Origin of the sequence: Candidatus Kinetoplastibacterium crithidii (genome assembly GCA_027557655.1) — a bacterium.
Taxonomy (GTDB): domain Bacteria; phylum Pseudomonadota; class Gammaproteobacteria; order Burkholderiales; family Burkholderiaceae_B; genus Kinetoplastidibacterium; species Kinetoplastidibacterium crithidii_C.
Genome location: CP064915.1, coordinates 418,464 through 438,208, shown reverse-complemented (window position 1 = coordinate 438,208; position 19,745 = coordinate 418,464). Strand labels below are relative to the sequence as shown.

The 19,745-nt window shown below is 28.3% G+C and carries 18 protein-coding genes; 17 read left to right on the top strand and 1 reads right to left on the bottom strand.

The window, feature by feature from the left end; all coding sequences use genetic code 11:
• Positions 1-62 precede the first annotated feature (62 nt).
• Genes rpsP through trmD form a run of 3 tightly spaced genes read left to right on the top strand, consistent with a single transcriptional unit; the run spans position 63 to position 1,698 of the window.
• Positions 63-323: a 30S ribosomal protein S16 gene (gene rpsP / locus I1N47_02075; GenBank protein ID WBF65234.1), complete on the top strand. Its 261-nt coding sequence runs from the start codon at positions 63-65 to the stop codon at positions 321-323.
• 14 nt (positions 324-337) lie between these two features.
• Complete coding sequence (gene rimM, locus I1N47_02070; protein ID WBF65233.1) at positions 338-907, top strand: 16S rRNA processing protein RimM; 570 nt, start codon at positions 338-340, stop codon at positions 905-907.
• Positions 907-1,698 carry a tRNA (guanosine(37)-N1)-methyltransferase TrmD gene (gene trmD, locus I1N47_02065; GenBank protein ID WBF65232.1) on the top strand — a complete coding sequence of 264 codons (792 nt, stop codon included), beginning with the start codon at positions 907-909 and terminating at the stop codon, positions 1,696-1,698. Before rimM ends, trmD begins: the two co-directional genes overlap by 1 nt.
• A gap of 18 nt (positions 1,699-1,716) precedes the next feature.
• On the opposite strand, the gene I1N47_02060 is transcribed toward trmD, so the two are convergent.
• Complete coding sequence (locus I1N47_02060; protein ID WBF65231.1) at positions 1,717-4,590, bottom strand: valine--tRNA ligase; 2,874 nt, start codon at positions 4,588-4,590, stop codon at positions 1,717-1,719.
• 212 nt (positions 4,591-4,802) lie between these two features.
• Here I1N47_02060 and ndk point away from each other — a divergent pair, with 212 nt between their 5' ends.
• The 14 genes from ndk to I1N47_01990 all read left to right on the top strand — a co-directional run bounded on the left by ndk (position 4,803) and on the right by I1N47_01990 (position 19,649).
• Entirely contained in the window at positions 4,803-5,234 is a 432-nt protein-coding gene (ndk, locus tag I1N47_02055; protein ID WBF65230.1) for a nucleoside-diphosphate kinase, read from the top strand.
• A 6-nt stretch (positions 5,235-5,240) separates the two neighbouring features.
• Entirely contained in the window at positions 5,241-6,362 is a 1,122-nt protein-coding gene (gene rlmN, locus I1N47_02050) for a 23S rRNA (adenine(2503)-C(2))-methyltransferase RlmN (protein WBF65229.1), read from the top strand.
• Between the two features lie 270 nt (positions 6,363-6,632).
• Positions 6,633-7,934, top strand: coding sequence for a histidine--tRNA ligase (hisS, locus tag I1N47_02045; GenBank protein WBF65228.1), 1,302 nt, complete (start codon positions 6,633-6,635; stop codon positions 7,932-7,934).
• A gap of 14 nt (positions 7,935-7,948) precedes the next feature.
• Complete coding sequence (locus I1N47_02040) at positions 7,949-8,530, top strand: tetratricopeptide repeat protein (protein WBF65227.1); 582 nt, start codon at positions 7,949-7,951, stop codon at positions 8,528-8,530.
• 6 nt (positions 8,531-8,536) lie between these two features.
• Complete coding sequence (locus tag I1N47_02035; protein WBF65226.1) at positions 8,537-9,658, top strand: PQQ-binding-like beta-propeller repeat protein; 1,122 nt, start codon at positions 8,537-8,539, stop codon at positions 9,656-9,658.
• Between the two features lie 23 nt (positions 9,659-9,681).
• Entirely contained in the window at positions 9,682-11,022 is a 1,341-nt protein-coding gene (gene der, locus I1N47_02030) for a ribosome biogenesis GTPase Der (protein WBF65225.1), read from the top strand.
• Positions 11,023-11,331: 309 nt separating this feature from the next.
• On the top strand, positions 11,332-11,568 hold the full coding sequence (gene hfq / locus I1N47_02025; protein WBF65224.1) for an RNA chaperone Hfq: 237 nt from the start codon (positions 11,332-11,334) through the stop codon (positions 11,566-11,568).
• A gap of 61 nt (positions 11,569-11,629) precedes the next feature.
• Complete coding sequence (hflX, locus tag I1N47_02020; GenBank protein WBF65223.1) at positions 11,630-12,721, top strand: GTPase HflX; 1,092 nt, start codon at positions 11,630-11,632, stop codon at positions 12,719-12,721.
• On the top strand, positions 12,681-13,955 hold the full coding sequence (gene hflK / locus I1N47_02015) for an FtsH protease activity modulator HflK (GenBank protein ID WBF65222.1): 1,275 nt from the start codon (positions 12,681-12,683) through the stop codon (positions 13,953-13,955). Before hflX ends, hflK begins: the two co-directional genes overlap by 41 nt.
• A 15-nt stretch (positions 13,956-13,970) precedes the next feature.
• Positions 13,971-14,843: a protease modulator HflC gene (gene hflC, locus I1N47_02010; protein ID WBF65221.1), complete on the top strand. Its 873-nt coding sequence runs from the start codon at positions 13,971-13,973 to the stop codon at positions 14,841-14,843.
• 32 nt (positions 14,844-14,875) lie between these two features.
• Entirely contained in the window at positions 14,876-16,036 is a 1,161-nt protein-coding gene (locus tag I1N47_02005; GenBank protein ID WBF65220.1) for an ATP phosphoribosyltransferase regulatory subunit, read from the top strand.
• Positions 16,037-16,117: 81 nt separating this feature from the next.
• Complete coding sequence (locus tag I1N47_02000; GenBank protein ID WBF65219.1) at positions 16,118-17,407, top strand: adenylosuccinate synthase; 1,290 nt, start codon at positions 16,118-16,120, stop codon at positions 17,405-17,407.
• Between the two features lie 207 nt (positions 17,408-17,614).
• Positions 17,615-17,827 carry a 30S ribosomal protein S21 gene (locus I1N47_01995; GenBank protein WBF65218.1) on the top strand — a complete coding sequence of 71 codons (213 nt, stop codon included), beginning with the start codon at positions 17,615-17,617 and terminating at the stop codon, positions 17,825-17,827.
• Positions 17,828-17,840: 13 nt separating this feature from the next.
• Positions 17,841-19,649 carry a DNA primase gene (locus I1N47_01990; GenBank protein ID WBF65217.1) on the top strand — a complete coding sequence of 603 codons (1,809 nt, stop codon included), beginning with the start codon at positions 17,841-17,843 and terminating at the stop codon, positions 19,647-19,649.
• The last annotated feature ends 96 nt before the right edge of the window (positions 19,650-19,745 follow it).

Here is a 19,745-nt window from a genome sequence, read left to right as displayed (position 1 = left end):
CTGAATGATTGTTAAAATTACAAACTATTTTTATAGTTAAATTAATTAGGATTTAAATTGTTATGGTAGTTATTCGTTTGGCTCGTGGTGGATCAAAAAAAAGGCCTTTTTATAGTTTAGTCGCTACTGATTCTAGAAATCGTAGAGATGGAAGATTTATAGAACGCTTAGGATTTTATAATCCTGTTGCTGTTGAAGGTCCTGATAAAATTAGAATTTCATTAGATAGAATTAAGTATTGGAAAGATAATGGTGCAGAATTATCTTCTGTTGTTTCAAGATTGGTAAAAGAATATTCTAAGACACAGACTTCAAGTCTCTAATATAGAGTTAATTAATGTTTGATGATTCTATTCCTAGTGATTTGATAGAGCTTGGTAAAGTTGTATCTTCATATGGCATTAGGGGTTCATTAAAGGTTTACCCATATTCAGATAACAAAGAAACTTTGTTATCTGTTTCTGATTGGTGGTTTTCTTCTTGTAATTGCCAATATAAACAATGTCAATGTAACCCTACATATAACCATTATAAGATAATTAGTTCAAAAGAATATAATAATTTTATTATAATAAATATATTAGGCGTGAGTACAAGAGATGACTCGGATAAATTTCGTAATAGTAGAATTTATGTGTCTAGAAATTTATTTCCAAACCTAAAAGAAGATGAGTATTATTGGGTTGATTTGATAGGTTGTAAATTGTATGGTATTTCAAATTGTGAATCTGTTTTCATTGGAATGGTGACTGATATTTTTGAAAATGGTGCTCATCCTATATTGTGTGTTTTAAATACTGATGAAGATAAAAATAAAGAAATACTGATTCCTTTTGTGAAACTTTATATAGATAAAGTAGACTTATTTAATCACGAAATTTTTACTAGTTGGTCATTAGAATATTAATGCGGTTAGATATTATAACTTTATTTCCTGAGATATTTGATATTGTAAATAATACAGGTGTTGTTGGAAGATCTTGTAAAAACAATATATGTAATATTCATACTTGGAATCCTAGGGATTTTTCTGATAGTAAAAGAAGGAGTGTGGATGACAAACCATATGGTGGTGGCCCTGGTATGGTTATGAAACCAATTCCGTTGGAAAATACTTTAAATGCTATAAATAAGAAACGCAATTTGAAAGATCAAGATTCATCAACAGTTATTTTATTAACTCCGATAGGAAATATTTTTACTCAAAAAGATGCAGAAAAACTTTCTAAGACCGATGGATTTATTATAATTTGTGGTCGTTATGAAGGGATAGATAAAAGGTTTATAGATCGATTTGTTACAGATGAAATATCTATCGGTGATTTTATAATATCAGGTGGCGAAATAGCTGCTCTTGCTTTAATTGATTCTGTTATAAGGCTTTTGCCAGGAACTCTTAATAATAGAGATTCAATTCTATATGAGTCTTTTAGTGATGCTCATGATGGTTTATTGGAGCCATATAGTTATACGCGTCCTTATGATTATAAGGGTGATTTTGTTCCAAATGTTCTTATAAATGGAGATCATAAAAAAATAAATATATGGCGCAGAAAAAGAGCTTTAGAAATTACTATGTTGCGTCGTCCTGATTTAATTGAAAAAGCACGTGATAAGGGTTTGCTATCTTATGATGATGAGAAAACAATGTCAGATTTTTTATCAAAAAAAAAGGATTATAATCAAATAGATATATAATCCTTTTTAATTTATATATTATAGTGCTTTTTTTATTTTATCAATTTGACTATTAATATTAGTAATGGTCAGTTGAAATTTTTCTAGTCTATTTTTTTCTTGATTTATAATGTTTTCTGGAGCATTTTGTATAAAATTATTATTTTGAAGTTTTAGGTTGCATTTATTAATTTCCTCCATTATCTTATTTTGTTCTTTTTCTAATCTTAATAATTCTAAGTTGATATCTATTTTTATATCTAACATCAAATATGTTTCACCTACTATTTGCACAGGGGCTTCTAATTTAGGAATATCATGTACTATTTCTATACTTCTTAGCTTTCCAAAGTGGATTATGTAAGGTGAATTACGTTTTAATTTTGTAATATTTCCTTTTACTAATAAAGGAATTTTATCAGCTGGAGATAGATTCATCGCCCCTCTGAGTGTTCTTACTGCTTCAATTTGAGATTTGAGTTCAATAAAATCTTCTTCTATTGCTAAATTTATTTTATTTCTATTTTCTTTTGGATATTCTTGTGTAGAAATACTTATAAAGTTATTATTAACATAATCATTGAAAAATAATGATACTTTTTGCCATAATTCTTCTGTGATAAATGGGATAATTGGATGTGCTAATCTCAGCACTTCTTCTAATACAATCAATAATGTTTTTTTAGTGCTATTTTGTTCTTTTTCTGAAAATTGTTTTATTTGTACTTTGGCTATTTCTAAATACCAATCACAAAATTCATCCCAAAAAAATTTGTATATAGTATTAGCTACATTGTCAAATCGATATTCATCATATGCTTTTTTTACTTCTATAATAGTATTTTGTAATCTTGAAATAATCCAGTGATCAGCAAAAGAGAGGTATTGAGAATCATCGATATCATTTTTTGAGATCTTATAATCTTCTTCTACATTTAGTAATACGAATCTTGTTGCATTCCATAATTTATTACAGAAATTTCTATAACCTTCACATCTTTTTATGTCAAAATTTATATCACGTCCTAATGTTGCATAAGATGACATTGTAAATCTTAATGCATCTGTTCCTACTCCTTTTATTCCTTGTGGGAATTGTTTTTTAGTAAGTTGTTTTATTTTTTCAGCCTGTTTTGGATTTAATAAACCTGATGTTCTTTTTTTTATCAAATTTTCTAGTTCTATCCCATCTATCAAATCGAGTGGATCTAAAGTATTACCCTTAGATTTACTCATTTTTTTGCCTTCGGAATCTCTAATTAATCCATGGACATATATATTTTTGAATGGTATTTTACCTGTCATATGCTTTGTAAGCATTACCATTCTAGCAACCCAAAAAAATATAATATCAAAACCAGTGATTAATACATTCGAAGGTAGATATTTTTGCATATCACTTGTTTCGTTAGGCCAGCCCATAGTAGTAAAAGGAATCAACCCAGAAGAAAACCATGTATCTAATACATCTTCATCTCGTTTTAGAATTCCGTTAACTCCAGCTATAGATGCTTTTTTATAGGCCTCTTTTTCATTATGAGCTACAAATATTTGGCCGTCTTCTGAATACCATGCTGGAATTTGATGCCCCCACCATAGTTGTCTAGATATACACCAGTCTTGTATATTTACCAACCATTGTTTATAAGTATTTTTCCAATTATCTGGATAGAATTTTATTTCTTCTTTTTCTATAACTTCTAGAGCTATTTTTGAAAGACTTTTACCAGGATTTATACTGTTATTTGGAGCTAACTTAGTAGTAGATACAAACCATTGATCAGTCAACATAGGTTCTAAAACAACCCCAGTTCTATCTCCTACTGGTTGGACAATCTTATGTGGTTCAGTTTTTATCAAAAAATTTGTATTATCCAATTTTTTTATTACTAATTCTCTTGCTTTGTAACGTTCTAATCCTTGAAATTCTTCAGGAACATTCTCGTTTAAATGGGCATCTTTGGTAAAAATTGAAATTAATGGTAAATTATGCCTAATAGCACACTGATAATCATTGAAATCATGGGCAGCAGTTATTTTTACACAACCAGTACCAAAATTAATATCAACAAAATTATCTGATATAATCGGAATTTGTCTATCAGTAATAGGTATATAAACATTTTTTCCTATTAAATGTTTATATCTATTGTCGTCAGGATGAATACATATAGCATTGTCTGCAAATATTGTTTCTGGACGAGTTGTCGCTATAACTAAATGTGTAGGGTTATCTATATCTTGTTCTACTATGTTATATTTTATATACCACATAAAAGAATCTGTTTCTTGCATTTCAACTTCTAAATCTGATACAGCTGTAAGAAGTTTTGGATCCCAATTGACTAGTTTTTGTCCTCTATATATTAAGCCTTGTTCATAAAGTCGTATAAAAGTTTCTATAACTCCAATGGACATATCTTCATCCATAGTGAAATATTCACGATCCCAATTTGCAGAAATCCCAAGACGCTTTATTTGATCGGTAATGATGTTTCCAGATTTTTCTTTCCATTTCCATACTTCTTTAATAAACTTTTCTTTACCTATAGTGTATCTGGATTTATTTTCTTTCTCTAATTGTCTTTCTACCACTAATTGCGTTGCTATTCCAGCATGATCTGTACCTGGTACAAAAATAGTATTTTTACCTAACATTCTATTGTATCTTATTAAACAATCCATTATGGTTTGGTTAAAAGCATGACCCATATGTAGAGTCCCTGTTACATTAGGAGGAGGAAATTGTATAGAATAGTTATCTTTTGTATCATTTAGTTTATCTAAATTATTCTTTTCTTCAAAACATCCATTTCTATACCATTTTGTATACCATTTGTTTTCTATTTCTGATGGTTCAAAACTTTTATTTAGCATATTATTAATAATAATTTTTTTTGATTCTGTAATCATTGAATATAATTCCGATAATGCTTATTTCAACTTAAAATGTGTATAATAAATTAGACCTTATATTATATAGGTTTAACTACTAATTTAATAACTTTTAATTATGGTTGGTTTAATTTGTTTTTATTTTATAGTATAACGATAAATCAAAAATAATTAGATTGTTATTTTATTGTATATTATTGCTTTTACTAAATTAAAAAATAGGAATTTAAATGGCTATTCAACGTACTTTATCAATAATAAAACCTGATGCAGTGTCTAAAAATTGTATTGGGAAAATCATATCTCGTTTTGAAGAAAATGGTTTATTTATAGTAGCCTCGCGTTTTCATAAATTATCTACTTATGAGGCAGAGTCATTTTATTCTGTTCATAAAGAACGGCCTTTTTTTAGAGATTTAATAAATTTTATGATTTCAGGACCTGTATTTATTCAAGTTTTAGAAGGAGAAAATGCTATTCAAATTAATCGTAATATTATGGGTGACACGGATCCAAAAAAAGCAAAGAAAGGAACAATTAGGGCTGATTTTGCTGATAATATAGATGCTAATGCTGTACATGGTTCTGATTCAGAAGAAAATGCAAAGAATGAAATAGCTTTTTTCTTTTCTGAAATGGAAATCCATTCTCGTAAATTATAGTTTTTTATGGGAGATAATCTTTTTATTAACCTGCTAGGTATGGATGATCTATCTTTAAGAAAAATTCTAGAAGAGTGTGATTGTTATAGTAATTACAGGATTTCTCAATTGAAGAGATGGATTCATAAAGATCAAGTTGATTGTTTTGATCATATGACTAATCTTTCTATAAAACTACGTAATTATTTGAAAGCAGTAGCTAAAATAGAAGCAATGCCATTAAAAACACAGTATTTTTCTATAGATGGAACTAGAAAATGGTTATTTGATGTTGGTTTTGATAATGCAGTTGAGACAGTTTTTATACCTGATAGCAATCGAAATACTCTTTGTATATCTAGTCAGGCAGGTTGTACTGTAAATTGCAGTTTTTGTTTTACTGGTCAACAAGGATTTAATCGTAATTTGACTACTAGTGAAATTATTGGTCAGCTATGGTGGGCACAAAAAAATATAAATAATGATTTTTTTTCTGGAAATATAGATAAATCCATTATCAATTCTCCTAAAATAACTAATATAGTAATGATGGGAATGGGAGAGCCTTTATTAAACTATGGACAGGTTCTTCCTGCTTTACGTTTGATGATAGATGAAAATTCATATGCATTATCAAAAAGAAAAATAACTTTATCTACATCAGGTATAGTTCCTATGATTGATAAATTGGTTAATGATTGTCCTGTTTCTTTGGCTATTTCTTTACATGCTCCTAATGATGAACTAAGGGATAGGTTAGTACCAATAAATAAAAAATACCCACTACAAGAACTAATTAGTTCTTGTAAGAATTATGTGTCTTATGCACCTAGAGATTTTATTACATTTGAATATTGTATGCTAGATAATATAAATGATTCAGATACACATGCTTTTGAATTGGTTGAGTTAGTAAGAAATATTAAATGTAAAATAAATTTAATACCATTTAACTCATTTCCTAATTCCAAGTTGAAAAGATCTACACAAAGTAGAATTTTATCTTTTGTAAAAATATTAAATTCTCAAGGAATTATTACTACGGTAAGAAAAACGAGAGGTGATGATATAAATGCAGCATGTGGTCAATTGGCTGGTAGTATTAAAAATATTACTAAGATCAAGGTTAATGAATCTATTAAACTATAAATATGAAAAATTATTAGTGATTTTTCATAACATAAAAATTTTTACTATATAAGTTTTATGAAATGTTAAACTAGTCTTGTATATTTATGATAAATAGTATTTGTATAAATCTTGAGTTTTTTATGCTTTTTAGGATATATGATGATAATGTTATTCCGGTTTTCTAGTTATGGGATTACATTAAAAAAAGAGTAGTTTTTCAATTTTCATAAGTATATTATTTATTTTAGTTTTTAATGCTCTCACAAGAATTCTTTTTAAGAAAAAAGTATGGTAAATAATAAAAATACTAAAAAAATTTTAGCGATACGAGGAATGAATGATATCCTTCCTTCAAGAAGTTTTGATTGGTTTCGTTTAGAAAATATTTTATTTGATTGGCTCCATAGTTATGGATATTCTAATATCAGAGTTCCTATCCTGGAGCAAACTAGCTTATTTCAAAGAGGTATAGGTGAGGTAACTGATATAGTAGAAAAAGAAATGTATTCTTTTAGAGATAGTTATAATAACGACTCTTTAACTATGCGTCCAGAAATTACAGCAGGAATAGTTAGAGCTACTATAGAACATAATATATTGTATGAAAGACCTCGTAGATTATATTCTCTTGGGCCAGTTTTTAGGCATGAGCGTCCACAGTTAGGAAGATATAGACAATTCCATCAAGTTGATGTAGAAGCAGTTGGTTTTGAAGGCCCTGATTTAGATGCTGAATTAATGATTATGGTGTCTAGGCTATGGGAAATTCTAGGTATTAAAAATGTTAGATTAGAAGTTAATTGTCTTGGTTCTTATCAAGATAGATTGAATTATAAAGAAGTATTATTAAGTTTTTTTGAAAAAAATATAGATCATTTAGATGAGATTAGCAAAAAACGTTTATATTCTAATCCATTAAGGATCTTAGATAGTAAAAATCCAGTTATATCTTCTTTAATGAAGGAAGCTCCAGTTTTATTGGATTTTTTATCAGATAAATCATTAAATTATTTTGATTCTGTATGTGATTTTTTAAAGTCTAATAATATTCAATATTATATTAATAACCGCTTAGTAAGAGGATTGGATTATTACAATTTGACAGTTTTTGAGTGGACTACAGATAAATTGGGTTCTCAAGGTACAGTTTGTGGTGGTGGTAGGTATGATAATTTATTTAGCATGCTTGGAGGTAAGGATATTCCTGCTGCTGGTTTTGCTATAGGATTTGAAAGACTAATAGAATTATGGAATTTTTATAAAAATCCTTCTAGAATTGAAGAATGTGATATTTATATTACTCATCGTGGTTTAATAGCTCAAAAGTTATCATTTAATTATGCTGAAAAATTACGTGATGCTGGATTTAAAGTAATAGTTCATTGTGGTTTAAATGATAGTTTAAAACGCCAGTTTAGAATGGCTGATTTGAGTAACGCTACACTAGCTATAGTTTTTGGAGAAGATGAGGTTGCAAATAATTTTGCAAGCATAAAATTATTACGTGTGCCTCATAATTATAAAGTTAATCAGGAAAAAATCTCTATAGAACTATTAATACCTTTTTTAAAAGATAAAATAAAAAAATAATTTTAGGTTTTATTATGAATAAATTATTTCTTATAACGAGAAAAAAAATAATATTTTTATTGATAGTTTTTTTTTCTATATTTTTAATAAAATATTTTTTCTTTAAGAAAACAACTATTAATAATATGAGAGATTTTGAATTATTTGAACAAGTGGTAACTACAAATCCTGTTAATATTGAAAAAATGAAAGAATTATTAGATACAATTAAAAAAAACAATACTAATGATTCTTATTCTAAGTTATCTTCGCTGATTGCTGCTAATGTATTTCAAGAAAAATTGTTATTTGATGAAGCAAAAACTGAATTAATATGGTTATCTAATATTGAAAAGAATAACGTGTTTCAACATATTGCGAAACTGCGTTTATCTAATGTATTTATAAATATTGGTGAATATGATAGGGCATTAGAATGTTTGAAGCATTCTCCAAAATCTTTTGAAGGTTTATTTGATAATAGTAGAGGTGATGTTTTTTTTGCACAAGGTAACTTGAGTAAAGCTATAGAAAATTGGAAATTATCTTTAAATCATATGGATAAAAATGATCCTTTATTTAAAATAATTCAGTTAAAAATTGATTCTTATAATTAGAATTATATGATTTCTTATAAATTTGTTTTTTTATTTAAAAAAGTAATCTGTTTTTTATTGCTTTTTATAAGTATTCATAATAAGTCTCTTGCAGTTACAGATGCTGATGAGCCACAAATAACATATCATAATAGCTATTTGTCTTATGAAAATTTATTCTCTGAATTTACAATTGATTTAATTTCAAAGGTAATAGGTGATTACATATATGTAGCTTCTTTAGATGGAAATATTGCCAAGTTAGATGTTGTTAATCATAAATGTTTATGGCAAAGAAAAAGATCTATTGATCATGTAGTATCCATAGTTGCTGATGCTGCTAATGTTGTGGTTGTTTCTGAAAAAGGGGATATCCTAGTATTGGATAGTAACGGAAATCAAAAATGGTCGTCATTAGTAAACAATGTAATTGATACTCCACCAGTTATATATAAAAATATTCTTATAATTAGGACTTGTGATTTATCTATTAATGCTTTTTATATTAATAATGGAGAAGTAATTTGGTCATTAAATAATTATTTTTTTTCAGTATCTTCTTCTATTTATTCTCCCATGTTATGTTTTAATAAGTCTCTCATAACATATAGCACAAATAATAGCATTTCATCAATCGATATTAATACTGGTTTTATAGAATGGAAAATTCCAATTTTTTTAGGTAACATAAACAATCATTTATTAGGTATTAATGGTGCTTTTTTAATATATAAAGATAATATTTATTTTTCTACTAGTAAAAATTATATTACTTGTCTAAATATAACAAATACAGTTAATGTTAAATGGAGTAAACTGTTTTCATCATGTAATATTATGTGCATGTCTGATGGGTTTATTTATGCTTTAAGTAATGAAGGAGAGTTGGTTAAGTTTGATGCCATAGATGGAAGTGTTATTTGGAAGAAAATAATTATAAAAAATTGCAAATTTAGAACTATTTTAGCAGTAAATAAGTTAATAGTTTGTGGTGATTCTTTTGGTCAATTATATTTTATTTCCTCTGATGATGGTTCTACATTTTATAAAGTTAAGATTAGCAAGAATAGTATATTATCTTCGGTTGTTTTTAGTAATAATAAAATTATAGTTAATGCCGTAGATGGTATTTATATAATAGATATTTAATTTTCATTTTTTAAGTTGTTACCGTGTATTATAAACCAATAGTTTCGATAGTAGGAAGAGCAAATGTAGGTAAGTCTACTTTGTTTAATCGTTTGACAAAAACAAAAAATGCGTTAGTTGCTGATTTTTCAGGTCTCACTCGTGATAGACATTATGGAGAAGCTCATTTTGCATCATATAATTTTATTGTGATTGATACTGGTGGTCTTGATATTCATTCTAAAGATCAATTCTCTTTGAAAATTGCTTCTCAAACCAATCAAGCTATATTGGAATCTGATGTTGTTATATTTTTGCTTGACGGTCGTTCGGGAATATGTTCGCAAGATTATGAAATTGCTAAGTTGTTGCGTAGATTTTCTAATAAAATTATATTACTAGCTATTAATAAATCAGAAGGAATGAATTTAAGTAATTTTGGTAATGACTTTTATGAATTAGGATTGGGTAAACCATATTTGATTTCTTCATCTCATGGCGATGGTATTTATCATTTAATTGAAGATGCATTAAGTGGATTTACAAAACATAATTTTGATGAACGGCAGAATATTGTAGAATCTAACTCTTCTATTAAATTGGCTATAATTGGCAAACCAAATGTTGGAAAATCTACATTAATTAATTCGTTTCTAGGAGAAGAGAGGCTAATAGCTTTTGATATGCCTGGTACAACTAAAGATTCTATAAATGTTGATTTTAATTTTGATGGTAGAAAATATACATTGGTAGATACTGCTGGTATGCGTCGTAAAAGTAGGGTAATCGATCATATTGAAAAATTTTCAGTAATAAAAACCATTCAGGCAATTGAATCTAGTGATGTTGTTTTATTGGTTATAGATGCAAATGAGGATATTTCTGATCAAGATGCTCACATGGCTGGTTTTATTTTAGAATCAGGCAAAGCAATTGTCATAGCTTTTAATAAATGTGATATTTTAGAAAAAGAAAAAATAAAAAATATAGAAAAATCTTTTAGAAGAAAAATACATTTTTTGTCATTTGCTAAGTTACATATGATTTCAGCATTAAAAAAACATCATATTAATGACATTTTCTTATCTGTAAATGAGGCTTATGATTCTTCTTTTGCTAAATTATCTACTCCCAAGCTTAATAAGCTACTTAAACTAGCGATTACTAAACAACCTCCTCCTAAAAAAAATATAATTAGACCAAAAATGCGTTATGCTCATCAAGGTGGGCAAAATCCTCCAATTATTGTAATTCATGGAAATTCTCTTGAACATATTTCTAGTTCTTATATAAGATATCTTGAATCATTTTTCAGAAAAGAATTATCTTTAAAAGGTACGCCGTTAAGAATTGAATTTAAGTCATCAAAAAATCCATATATTTAGATTTTTGATATCTTTGAGTATGTATATACACAACATCTTTTATGAAGATATAAAATATTTATATATGTTAAAGTGCAATAAAAAACATAACTAATTATTTGTTGTTGTATTATATAAAATATTACTTACACTTAATTTTATTTAGAATTCAATTTTCATTAGTGTTAAATATAATTTAAATCAATATTTTATTAAAATTAAATAAGAAATAGTCTAATTTGAATTAGCTTTTCTATTGATTTAGCATATTTTATGTCAGTTGAACTCGTAATAGACAAATATTTATAACAAACATATGGAACATAAATAATGAATAATAAAGGTCAAACTCTACAAGATCCATTTTTAAATAAATTGCGTAAAGATCATGTGCCAATATCTATATATTTGGTTAATGGAATAAAACTGCAAGGGCAAATAGAAGCATTTGATCAATATGTTGTTTTATTAAGAAATACAGTAACACAGATGGTATATAAACATGCCATATCAACTGTGGTTCCTTCTAGAGCTATAAGTTTTCAGGAAGATTTTGAAGCGGAATAGTTTAAAAAATATTATAATTTTTATGCTGTTTTGTCGTTTATTAACACGGTGAATTTGTTGTATGAAATCTTTAATAGTTGGAGTCAATTTAGGTGATGTTTTTTTTGATGATAATTTAAAAGAGTTCTTCATGCTAGCCCAATCATCTGGAGCTTCCATAGCAGATCATATAGTTGTTAAGAGAGATATTCCTGATAGAAAATTTTTTATAGGTTCTGGAAAAGTAGAAGAAATATCATATTTAATAACAGAGCTTTCTATAGAAATAGTCTTATTTGATGCTTCATTATCTCCATCACAACAAAGAAATCTTGAGTTAAGATGGGGGGTTAGAGTAGTTGATAGAGTTGCTTTAATTTTAGATATTTTTGCTATAAGAGCTAAAAGTCATGAAGGTAAGCTTCAAGTTGAATTAGCACAATTACAATATTTATCTACAAGATTAACTAGGTTATGGACTCATTTGGAGCGTCAGCGTGGTGGAATTGGTATGAGGGGTCCTGGTGAGTCACAGCTTGAGATTGATCGACGTATTATATCTAGCAAAGTTAAGCTTTTAAAAGAGCGTTTAAAGAAAATAAAATCTAGAAGGGTGGCACAAAGAACTCTTCGTGAGCATAATAGGGTATTTTCAATTTCTTTAGTTGGTTATACAAATTCAGGAAAATCTACATTATTTAATTTATTAACAAAAGAAAAAACTTATGTTGCTAATCAACTATTTGCAACATTAGACACAACATCTCGCCGTATATGGATAAATAATTCTAATAAAGATATTGTTATTTCTGATACAGTAGGTTTTATACGAGATTTACCGCATAATTTGATAGATTCATTTCACGCAACACTACACGAAGCTGTAAGCGCTGATTTATTACTTCATGTGGTTGATTTTTCGAATGAAAATTATCAAGCACAAATAGATAATGTTAATAATGTTATTAAAGAAATAGGGGCATCTGATATACCAGTAATTATGATTTACAATAAGATTGATTTATCTAATGTACAACCTAGGGTAGAATATGGTTTAAATAATATTATTGATAGTGTTTTTTTGAGCGCACTCAAAAAAACTGGAATAAATGGTTTAACCGAAGCGATAATTAATGCTTGTAATACAATGGGGCAAGATATTGAGAATTTTTAATATATTTAATTTTGATGATTCTAATTGGGGGCGCGGAAAAAACAAAGATTTTTCTGATGAGTCTAAAAAAAATAATAATCCACCAGATTTAGATGATGTTTGGAATGATTTAAGTAAACGTTTTTCTAATGTTTTTGGAAAGTATGGAAAAAATAATAGTGATAAAATGCCATATTTTAATTTTAAAAATTCTGGTTTTTTCTTTTTTTTATTCATTGCATTTTGTTCTATTATCTGGCTATCTAGTAGTTTTTTTGTTGTTAAAGAAGGTCAAGTTTCTGTAATTACTAGATTTGGAAAATATTATAGAACAGCGCAACCAGGTTTTAGATGGCATTTACCATTCCCTATAGAACATCATGAAATGGTAAACTTATCTCAGTTGCGTACTTTTGAGGTAGGGTTTCGTGGGAATTCTCAAAATAAAGTTCTATCTGAATCTTTAATGCTTACAACAGATGAGAATATTGTAGATATGCAATTTGTTGTTCAATATCGCTTGAGCATAAATGGAGCTGTTGATTATTTATTTAAAATAAGAGATCCTGATGAATCTGTTAAACAAGCTGCTGAAACTGCTATGCGAGAAATAGTAGGTAAGAAAAATATGGATTTTGTTTTGTATGAAGGTCGTACTGCTGTTACTTTTGAAGTTCAAAAGCTTATGCAAAATATTTTAAATAATTACAGTACTGGTATTCAGATAACTGCAGTTGCTATACAAAATGTTCAACCGCCAGAACAAGTACAAGCTGCTTTTGATGATGCAGTGAAGGCAGGACAAGATAGGGAAAGAAAAATTAATGAAGGATATGCCTATGCAAATCAGGTTATACCATTAGCTAGTGGTCAATCCTCTAGATATTTAGAGCAAGCAGAGGCCTACAAAGCTACAGTAATAGGCGAAGCTAAAGGTGAGTCATCTCGTTTTTGTAGTATCTTAAAAGAATATGAAAAGGCGCCTGATATAACAAGAACTCGTTTATATCTAGAGGCTATGGAAAGTATTTTTTCTAAATCTAACAAGTTGATGATTGATTCTAAAAATAGTAATGTTTTGTTGTTACCTTTAGACTCCTTAAATAATAAAATCAATGATTCTTTTACAACTAAGAAAAATGATTTATTAGAAGAAAAAGTAGAAAAAAAACTTTATGATATTGATGAAAATAATAATTTTAAAACTATTAATAAATCATCGGATAAAATAAAGCGTGATCGTTCATTGTACTAATAGAAAAGATTTTTTATGCAACGTATATTTTTAATACTATCTAGTTGTTTTGTTTTATTTGTATTAGCTTGTTCTACAATGTTTGTCGTAAATGAGCGTAGTTATGCATTAGTTTTCTCACTTGGTGAAATTAGTAGGGAAATTAGTTCTCCTGGTTTATATTTCAAATTACCAGCGCCATTTCAAAATATTGAGTTTCTTGATAAAAGAATACTTACAATTGAATCAAAGGATGCAGAGCGAATTCAAACATCAGAAAAAAAGAATTTGTCTATTGATTCTTTTGTTAAATGGAGAATAGCTAATCCAAAATTATTTTATGTAACTTTTGAGGGTAATGAAAGGGCTGCACAAGAAAAATTACAAGCACAAATTAGAGATGCCTTGAATGCCTCAGTCAATGTTAGAACAGTAAAAGAAGTTGTCTCTGTAGAAAGAAGTGAAATTATGACGGAAATTCTTAATAACGTAGCATCTAGAGCAGCCCCGTTGGGTGTTGAAATTGTTGATGTAAGATTACGTAGAATTGAATTTGCACCTGAAATTTCTAAGTCAGTATATAGAAGAATGGAAGCTGAACGTACAAAAGTTGCTAATGAATTAAGATCCATAGGGGCAGCGGAAAGTGAAAAAATTAGAGCAGAGGCAGATAGATCTCGAGAGGAAATATTAGCTAAAGCCAATGCTCAAGCAGAAGCAATTAAAGGAGAAGGTGATGCTATTGCAAGTGCAATTTATGCTTCATCTTTTGGTAAAAATCATAGTTTTTATAAGTTTTACAAGAGTCTAGAAGCTTATAAAAAATCTTTTTCTAATAAGGATGATACATTAGTAGTAGATACAAGTTCTGATTTTTTTCAGTTTATGAAAAAAAATGATTTGAAATAGATTTGATAAATTTTATTTAGGAAATATAGCTAATGAGTAATTGGTTACTACCAGAAAATCTTGCTGATATTTTGCCAATTGAAGCTAGACATATTGAGGGATTACGTCATAAATTACTTGATTTATACAAAACTTATGGTTTTGAGCTTGTTTGTCCACCATTAGTAGAATATATAGATTCTTTACTGTCAGGTACTGGTAGTGATTTGAATTTACAAACTTGTAAACTTGTAGATCAATTATCAGGTAGGACATTAGGTATAAGAGCAGATATGACTCCACAAATTAGTAGAATAGATGCTCACTCATTAAACAGAGATGGCATAACAAGATTATGTTATTGTGGAAATGTTTTTCATGCTTTACCTAATGATTTTTTGTCTAGTCGAGAATTATTGCAAATTGGAGCAGAAATATATGGGCATGCTGGAGTAGAGGCTGATTTTGAAATAATTCAATTGGCTATTGATACTATTAAATTAGCTGGCATCAGTAGTTATAAACTAGATTTATGTCATCCTGGTGTTATACGTAGTATAATAAACTCAGATCATGCTGCTTCTGCTAATGTTGATTTGATTCTTTCTTTATTGAAAGAAAAAGATGTCGCTGGTATTTTAGAATTATCCAATTTCGTTAAAAATATAAGAAGTGATACATTGGAGTCTTTAAAGATAGTATCTTCTTTATATGGAGACACAGAAAATGTTATTTCTTTAGCTAGAAAATCTCTACCATCTAATCCTGGTATTATAGGAGCTCTTGATGCGTTGCAAATTTTGATTCATTCATTAGATGATGTTGAATTAGGAATAGATTTAGCTGATGTTTCTGGTTATGGTTATCATTCTGGAGTAACTTTTTCTTTATATGCTGAAGGTTGGCGTGATACACTGGTTAAAGGTGGCAGGTATGATAATGTTGGTATTGCATTTGGTCGTGCTAGAGCTGCGACAGGTTTTAGTTTAGATTTACGTAAATTAGCTAGAGGTCTTTTTAGAATGGAAAAACCAAGTGCTATTTTAGCTCCTTGGGGCCGTGATAAAGATTTATTAAATTGTATAAAAAAATTACGTCAAGATGGTGAAATAGTAATTCAAATGTTACCAGGAGGTTATCCATCTCAAGATGAATTTGTTTTTGATCGCAAACTTGTTTTGTTTGATGGCATATGGCAAGTTAATGATTTATAAAATTATTTATATTAAATATTAATAGTAAATGATTTTATTTATCATTCGATTTGATATTTTTATATTATTAAGTTGATTAATATGAGCAAAAATATAGTAATAATAGGCACTCAATGGGGTGATGAAGGTAAAGGTAAGATTGTAGATTGGCTTACTGAATCTGTTGATGCTGTAGTAAGGTTTCAAGGTGGTCATAATGCAGGTCATACTCTTTGGATAAATGGTAAAAAAACTGTCCTGAGGTTAATTCCTTCTGGAATAATGAGACCTCATGTATCATGTTTTATTGGGAATGGTGTAGTTTTATCTCCAGAAAATTTACTCAAAGAAATAGGTGAGTTAGAGTCTGTTGGTATAGATGTTCGTTCTCGTTTAAAAATTTCTGAAATATGTCCCTTGATACTTCCGTATCATGTGGCAATTGATCAGGCAAGAGAACAAAGCAAAGGAAAAGAAAAAATTGGTACTACAGGAAGGGGTATTGGTCCTGCTTATGAAGATAAAATAGCTCGTAGAGCTATAAGGCTTCAAGATATTTTTAATTATAATTTATTTTCTCAAAAATTATCAGAATCGCTAGAATATCATAATTTTATCCTTAAAAATTACTTTAATGCATCAATTTTGGACTTTAATGAGATATTAGATAGCTATTTAAAAATAGCAGATGTATTATCTCCTATGGTTACTGATGTATCTAACAGTTTATATTCTTTGCAAGAATCTGGAGGCAAACTCTTATTTGAAGGAGCTCAGGGTTCTTTATTGGATATTGACCACGGCACATATCCTTACGTAACTAGTAGTAATTGTATTGCTGGTTCAGCTTCTGCTGGTTCTGGAGTAGGTATTCAATCTATAAATTATGTTTTAGGTATTACAAAAGCGTATACTACTCGTGTCGGTTCAGGTCCATTTCCTACTGAGCTAGATGATGAGCTAGGAATTCATTTAGCTAATGTTGGTAAGGAATTTGGTTCTGTTACTGGTAGACCTAGACGTTGCGGTTGGTTAGATGCAGCTGCACTTAAAAGATCTGTACGGTTAAGTGGCGTTTCTGGTCTTTGCATCACAAAACTTGATGTTTTAGATGGAATTGAAAATTTAAAGATTTGTGTTGGCTATCGTTTAGGTAATGAATTTCTTGATATATTGCCATATGGTTCTGAAATTGTTTCAAGATTAGAGCCTGTATACGAAGAAATGCCTGGATGGAAGTCCTCAACCTTTGGTATCAAAGAATTTGATCAACTACCATTAGAAGCTAGACATTATTTGGGAAGAATAGCTGAAGTATCTGGTGTGCCAATAGATTTAGTATCTACAGGCCCTGATCGTAATGAAACCATAGTTTTAAGACATTTGTTTTAGAAATTATAATACTTCAGAATTAGATTATATATAATCTAATTCTGTATGTGTTTTAATCAAGATAAATATATGTTTATCTTGATTAAAACAGTTGTCTAAAAGCATTGTTTTAATGTAGAATTAAGTGGGTTAACTCGCGGTATTAATTTTTTGTTGCTGTAGAGTGAAATTTGATTATAAATATTCTTTTAAATTAAAATATTGATTATGCCTATTGTTAAGCTTAAAGAAAATGAACCTTTTGAATCAGCTATGCGTCGTTTTAAACGCACAGTTGAAAAAACTGGACTGTTGACAGAATTACGTTCTAGAGAATTCTATGAAAAACCAACAGCTGAAAGAAAACGTAAACTTGCTGCTGCTGTGAAACGTCATTATAAACGTATACGCAGTCAACAATTACCTCCTCGTATGTACTAGCAATTGTTTTTATTTGATTCCAAAATATTTTATCCAAGATTTATTGTCTAGACTAGATATAGTAGAAGTTATAGGTTTTTATGTTGTTTTGAAAAAAACGGGGTCTAATTTAGTTGGTCTTTGCCCATTCCATTCTGAAAAAAGTCCTTCTTTTACTGTAAGTCAGACAAAAAAAATATATCATTGTTTTGGTTGTGGAGCTCATGGTGATTCCATTACATTTATAATGGAATATCTTGCTCTTAGTTTTTCTGATGCCGTAAAACAATTGGCATCATCTGTTGGTCTAACGATTCCTGACGAAGGTAAAAATACTAATTTTTTGTCTAAAAAACAAAAAAAGGAAAGAGAGTTATTGAGCATAATGAATAGAGCTCAGGAGTATTATCATTCATGTCTATCGAAATCATCTAATGCTCTAAATTATTTGTCAAAAAGAAAAATTCATAAAGATACTATAGATTTTTTTGGAATTGGTTGGTCAGGTTTTGAGGCTAATTTTTTATCTAAATGTTTTGATAATTATAATGATCCTTGTATTAAAGAAGTAGGTCTTGTTATAGATGAAACAAGAAGATATGATAGATTTAGACAAAGGGTCATGTTCCCAATAAGAAATTATTATGGTAATGTCGTCGGTTTTGGAGGAAGGGCAATCGATGGAAAGCTTCCAAAATATTTAAATTCTCCAGAAACCACCTTATTTTCTAAAAGAAAAGAATTGTATGGTTTGTGGGAATCTAGAAAAAGCATAAAAAAGCAAGGATTTGCAATAGTTGTTGAAGGATATTTTGATGTCATTATTCTAACTCAATATGGTGTTCCTAATGTAGTGGCTACACTAGGAACTTCAATAAGTTCTGACCATATAACGAAATTATTTTCACTAACTAATAAAATAATTTTTAGTTTTGATGGAGATGATGCTGGTCATAGGGCCGCATGGAAAGCATTATTAATCTGTTTAAAAGAATTAAAAGATAATTATGAAATACGGTTCTTAATTTTAAAAGAGAACCATGATCCTGACTCTTATATTTTAGAATACGGAATTAATAAATTTAAAGAAATCATAGATAATTCTATTTCTTTATCAAAATTTTTTATCAATGAAATGCAGAAAAAACATAATATTTTAGAGGCAGAAGGTAGAGTATCTTGCTGGAACGAGTCTCTTTCTTTGTTAAGTTCTATGCCTCTTAATGCTTTTCGTATACAGCTTGAGAAAGAGATTGCGAATTTATTGAATTTTAATAATAACGATATCAAATTGTTATCTTCTATTAAAAATAGAAATTTAAACAATTTTTATTTTAAGAATAAAAACAATACAAATTTTCATCAAATTCAAAAAAAGGCAAACCCTCATAATTCTACTAGTAATAGTCAAAAGGTTCCATCTCTTGCTAAACATTTACTAAATTTAATAATATTTAATCTACAATATATTGATGATATGGTTGGTATTCAACAATTAGAAATTTTAGAAAAACAACCTGACTTAAAATATATAAAGGATTTAATTTTAATTATTCAAGAAAAAAATATTAAAACTTTAGAAACATTACAAGAATCCTTACCAAAAGATTCTGAATTGTATAAAGTGGTTTCTAATATTAGTAATCACACTAATCAAAAAGAAGTTTTACTACCAGACCCAGTCAAAGAATGGGAAGATGCTTTATTATTAATAGAAAATGAATATTTGAAAAAAGAAATTAACTTGCTTGTTGAGCAAGGTTTAACCTCCGATAACGATATAAATAAGTATAAAGAATTGTCTAATAAATTATTTTTAATTAAAAAAGGTAATTTAAATTAAAATTGTTATGTTTATTCGTAATATTAATTATGCTTTTTATATATATAATATCTTATTTATTAAATGTTTATTTCTTATTTCTTAATTTTATAATTT

Excerpts from the sequence above, each read along its gene's own strand:
- rpsP (WBF65234.1), top strand. The coding sequence starts at position 63 with ATGGTAGTTATTCGTTTGGCTCGTGGTGGATCAAAAAAAAGGCCTTTT.
- rimM (WBF65233.1), top strand. The coding sequence starts at position 338 with ATGTTTGATGATTCTATTCCTAGTGATTTGATAGAGCTTGGTAAAGTT.
- trmD (WBF65232.1), top strand. The coding sequence starts at position 907 with ATGCGGTTAGATATTATAACTTTATTTCCTGAGATATTTGATATTGTA.
- I1N47_02060 (WBF65231.1), bottom strand. The coding sequence starts at position 4,590 with ATGATTACAGAATCAAAAAAAATTATTATTAATAATATGCTAAATAAA.
- ndk (WBF65230.1), top strand. The coding sequence starts at position 4,803 with ATGGCTATTCAACGTACTTTATCAATAATAAAACCTGATGCAGTGTCT.
- rlmN (WBF65229.1), top strand. The coding sequence starts at position 5,241 with ATGGGAGATAATCTTTTTATTAACCTGCTAGGTATGGATGATCTATCT.
- hisS (WBF65228.1), top strand. The coding sequence starts at position 6,633 with ATGGTAAATAATAAAAATACTAAAAAAATTTTAGCGATACGAGGAATG.
- I1N47_02040 (WBF65227.1), top strand. The coding sequence starts at position 7,949 with ATGAATAAATTATTTCTTATAACGAGAAAAAAAATAATATTTTTATTG.
- I1N47_02035 (WBF65226.1), top strand. The coding sequence starts at position 8,537 with ATGATTTCTTATAAATTTGTTTTTTTATTTAAAAAAGTAATCTGTTTT.
- hfq (WBF65224.1), top strand. The coding sequence starts at position 11,332 with ATGAATAATAAAGGTCAAACTCTACAAGATCCATTTTTAAATAAATTG.
- hflX (WBF65223.1), top strand. The coding sequence starts at position 11,630 with ATGAAATCTTTAATAGTTGGAGTCAATTTAGGTGATGTTTTTTTTGAT.
- hflK (WBF65222.1), top strand. The coding sequence starts at position 12,681 with ATGCTTGTAATACAATGGGGCAAGATATTGAGAATTTTTAATATATTT.
- hflC (WBF65221.1), top strand. The coding sequence starts at position 13,971 with ATGCAACGTATATTTTTAATACTATCTAGTTGTTTTGTTTTATTTGTA.
- I1N47_02005 (WBF65220.1), top strand. The coding sequence starts at position 14,876 with ATGAGTAATTGGTTACTACCAGAAAATCTTGCTGATATTTTGCCAATT.
- I1N47_02000 (WBF65219.1), top strand. The coding sequence starts at position 16,118 with ATGAGCAAAAATATAGTAATAATAGGCACTCAATGGGGTGATGAAGGT.
- I1N47_01995 (WBF65218.1), top strand. The coding sequence starts at position 17,615 with ATGCCTATTGTTAAGCTTAAAGAAAATGAACCTTTTGAATCAGCTATG.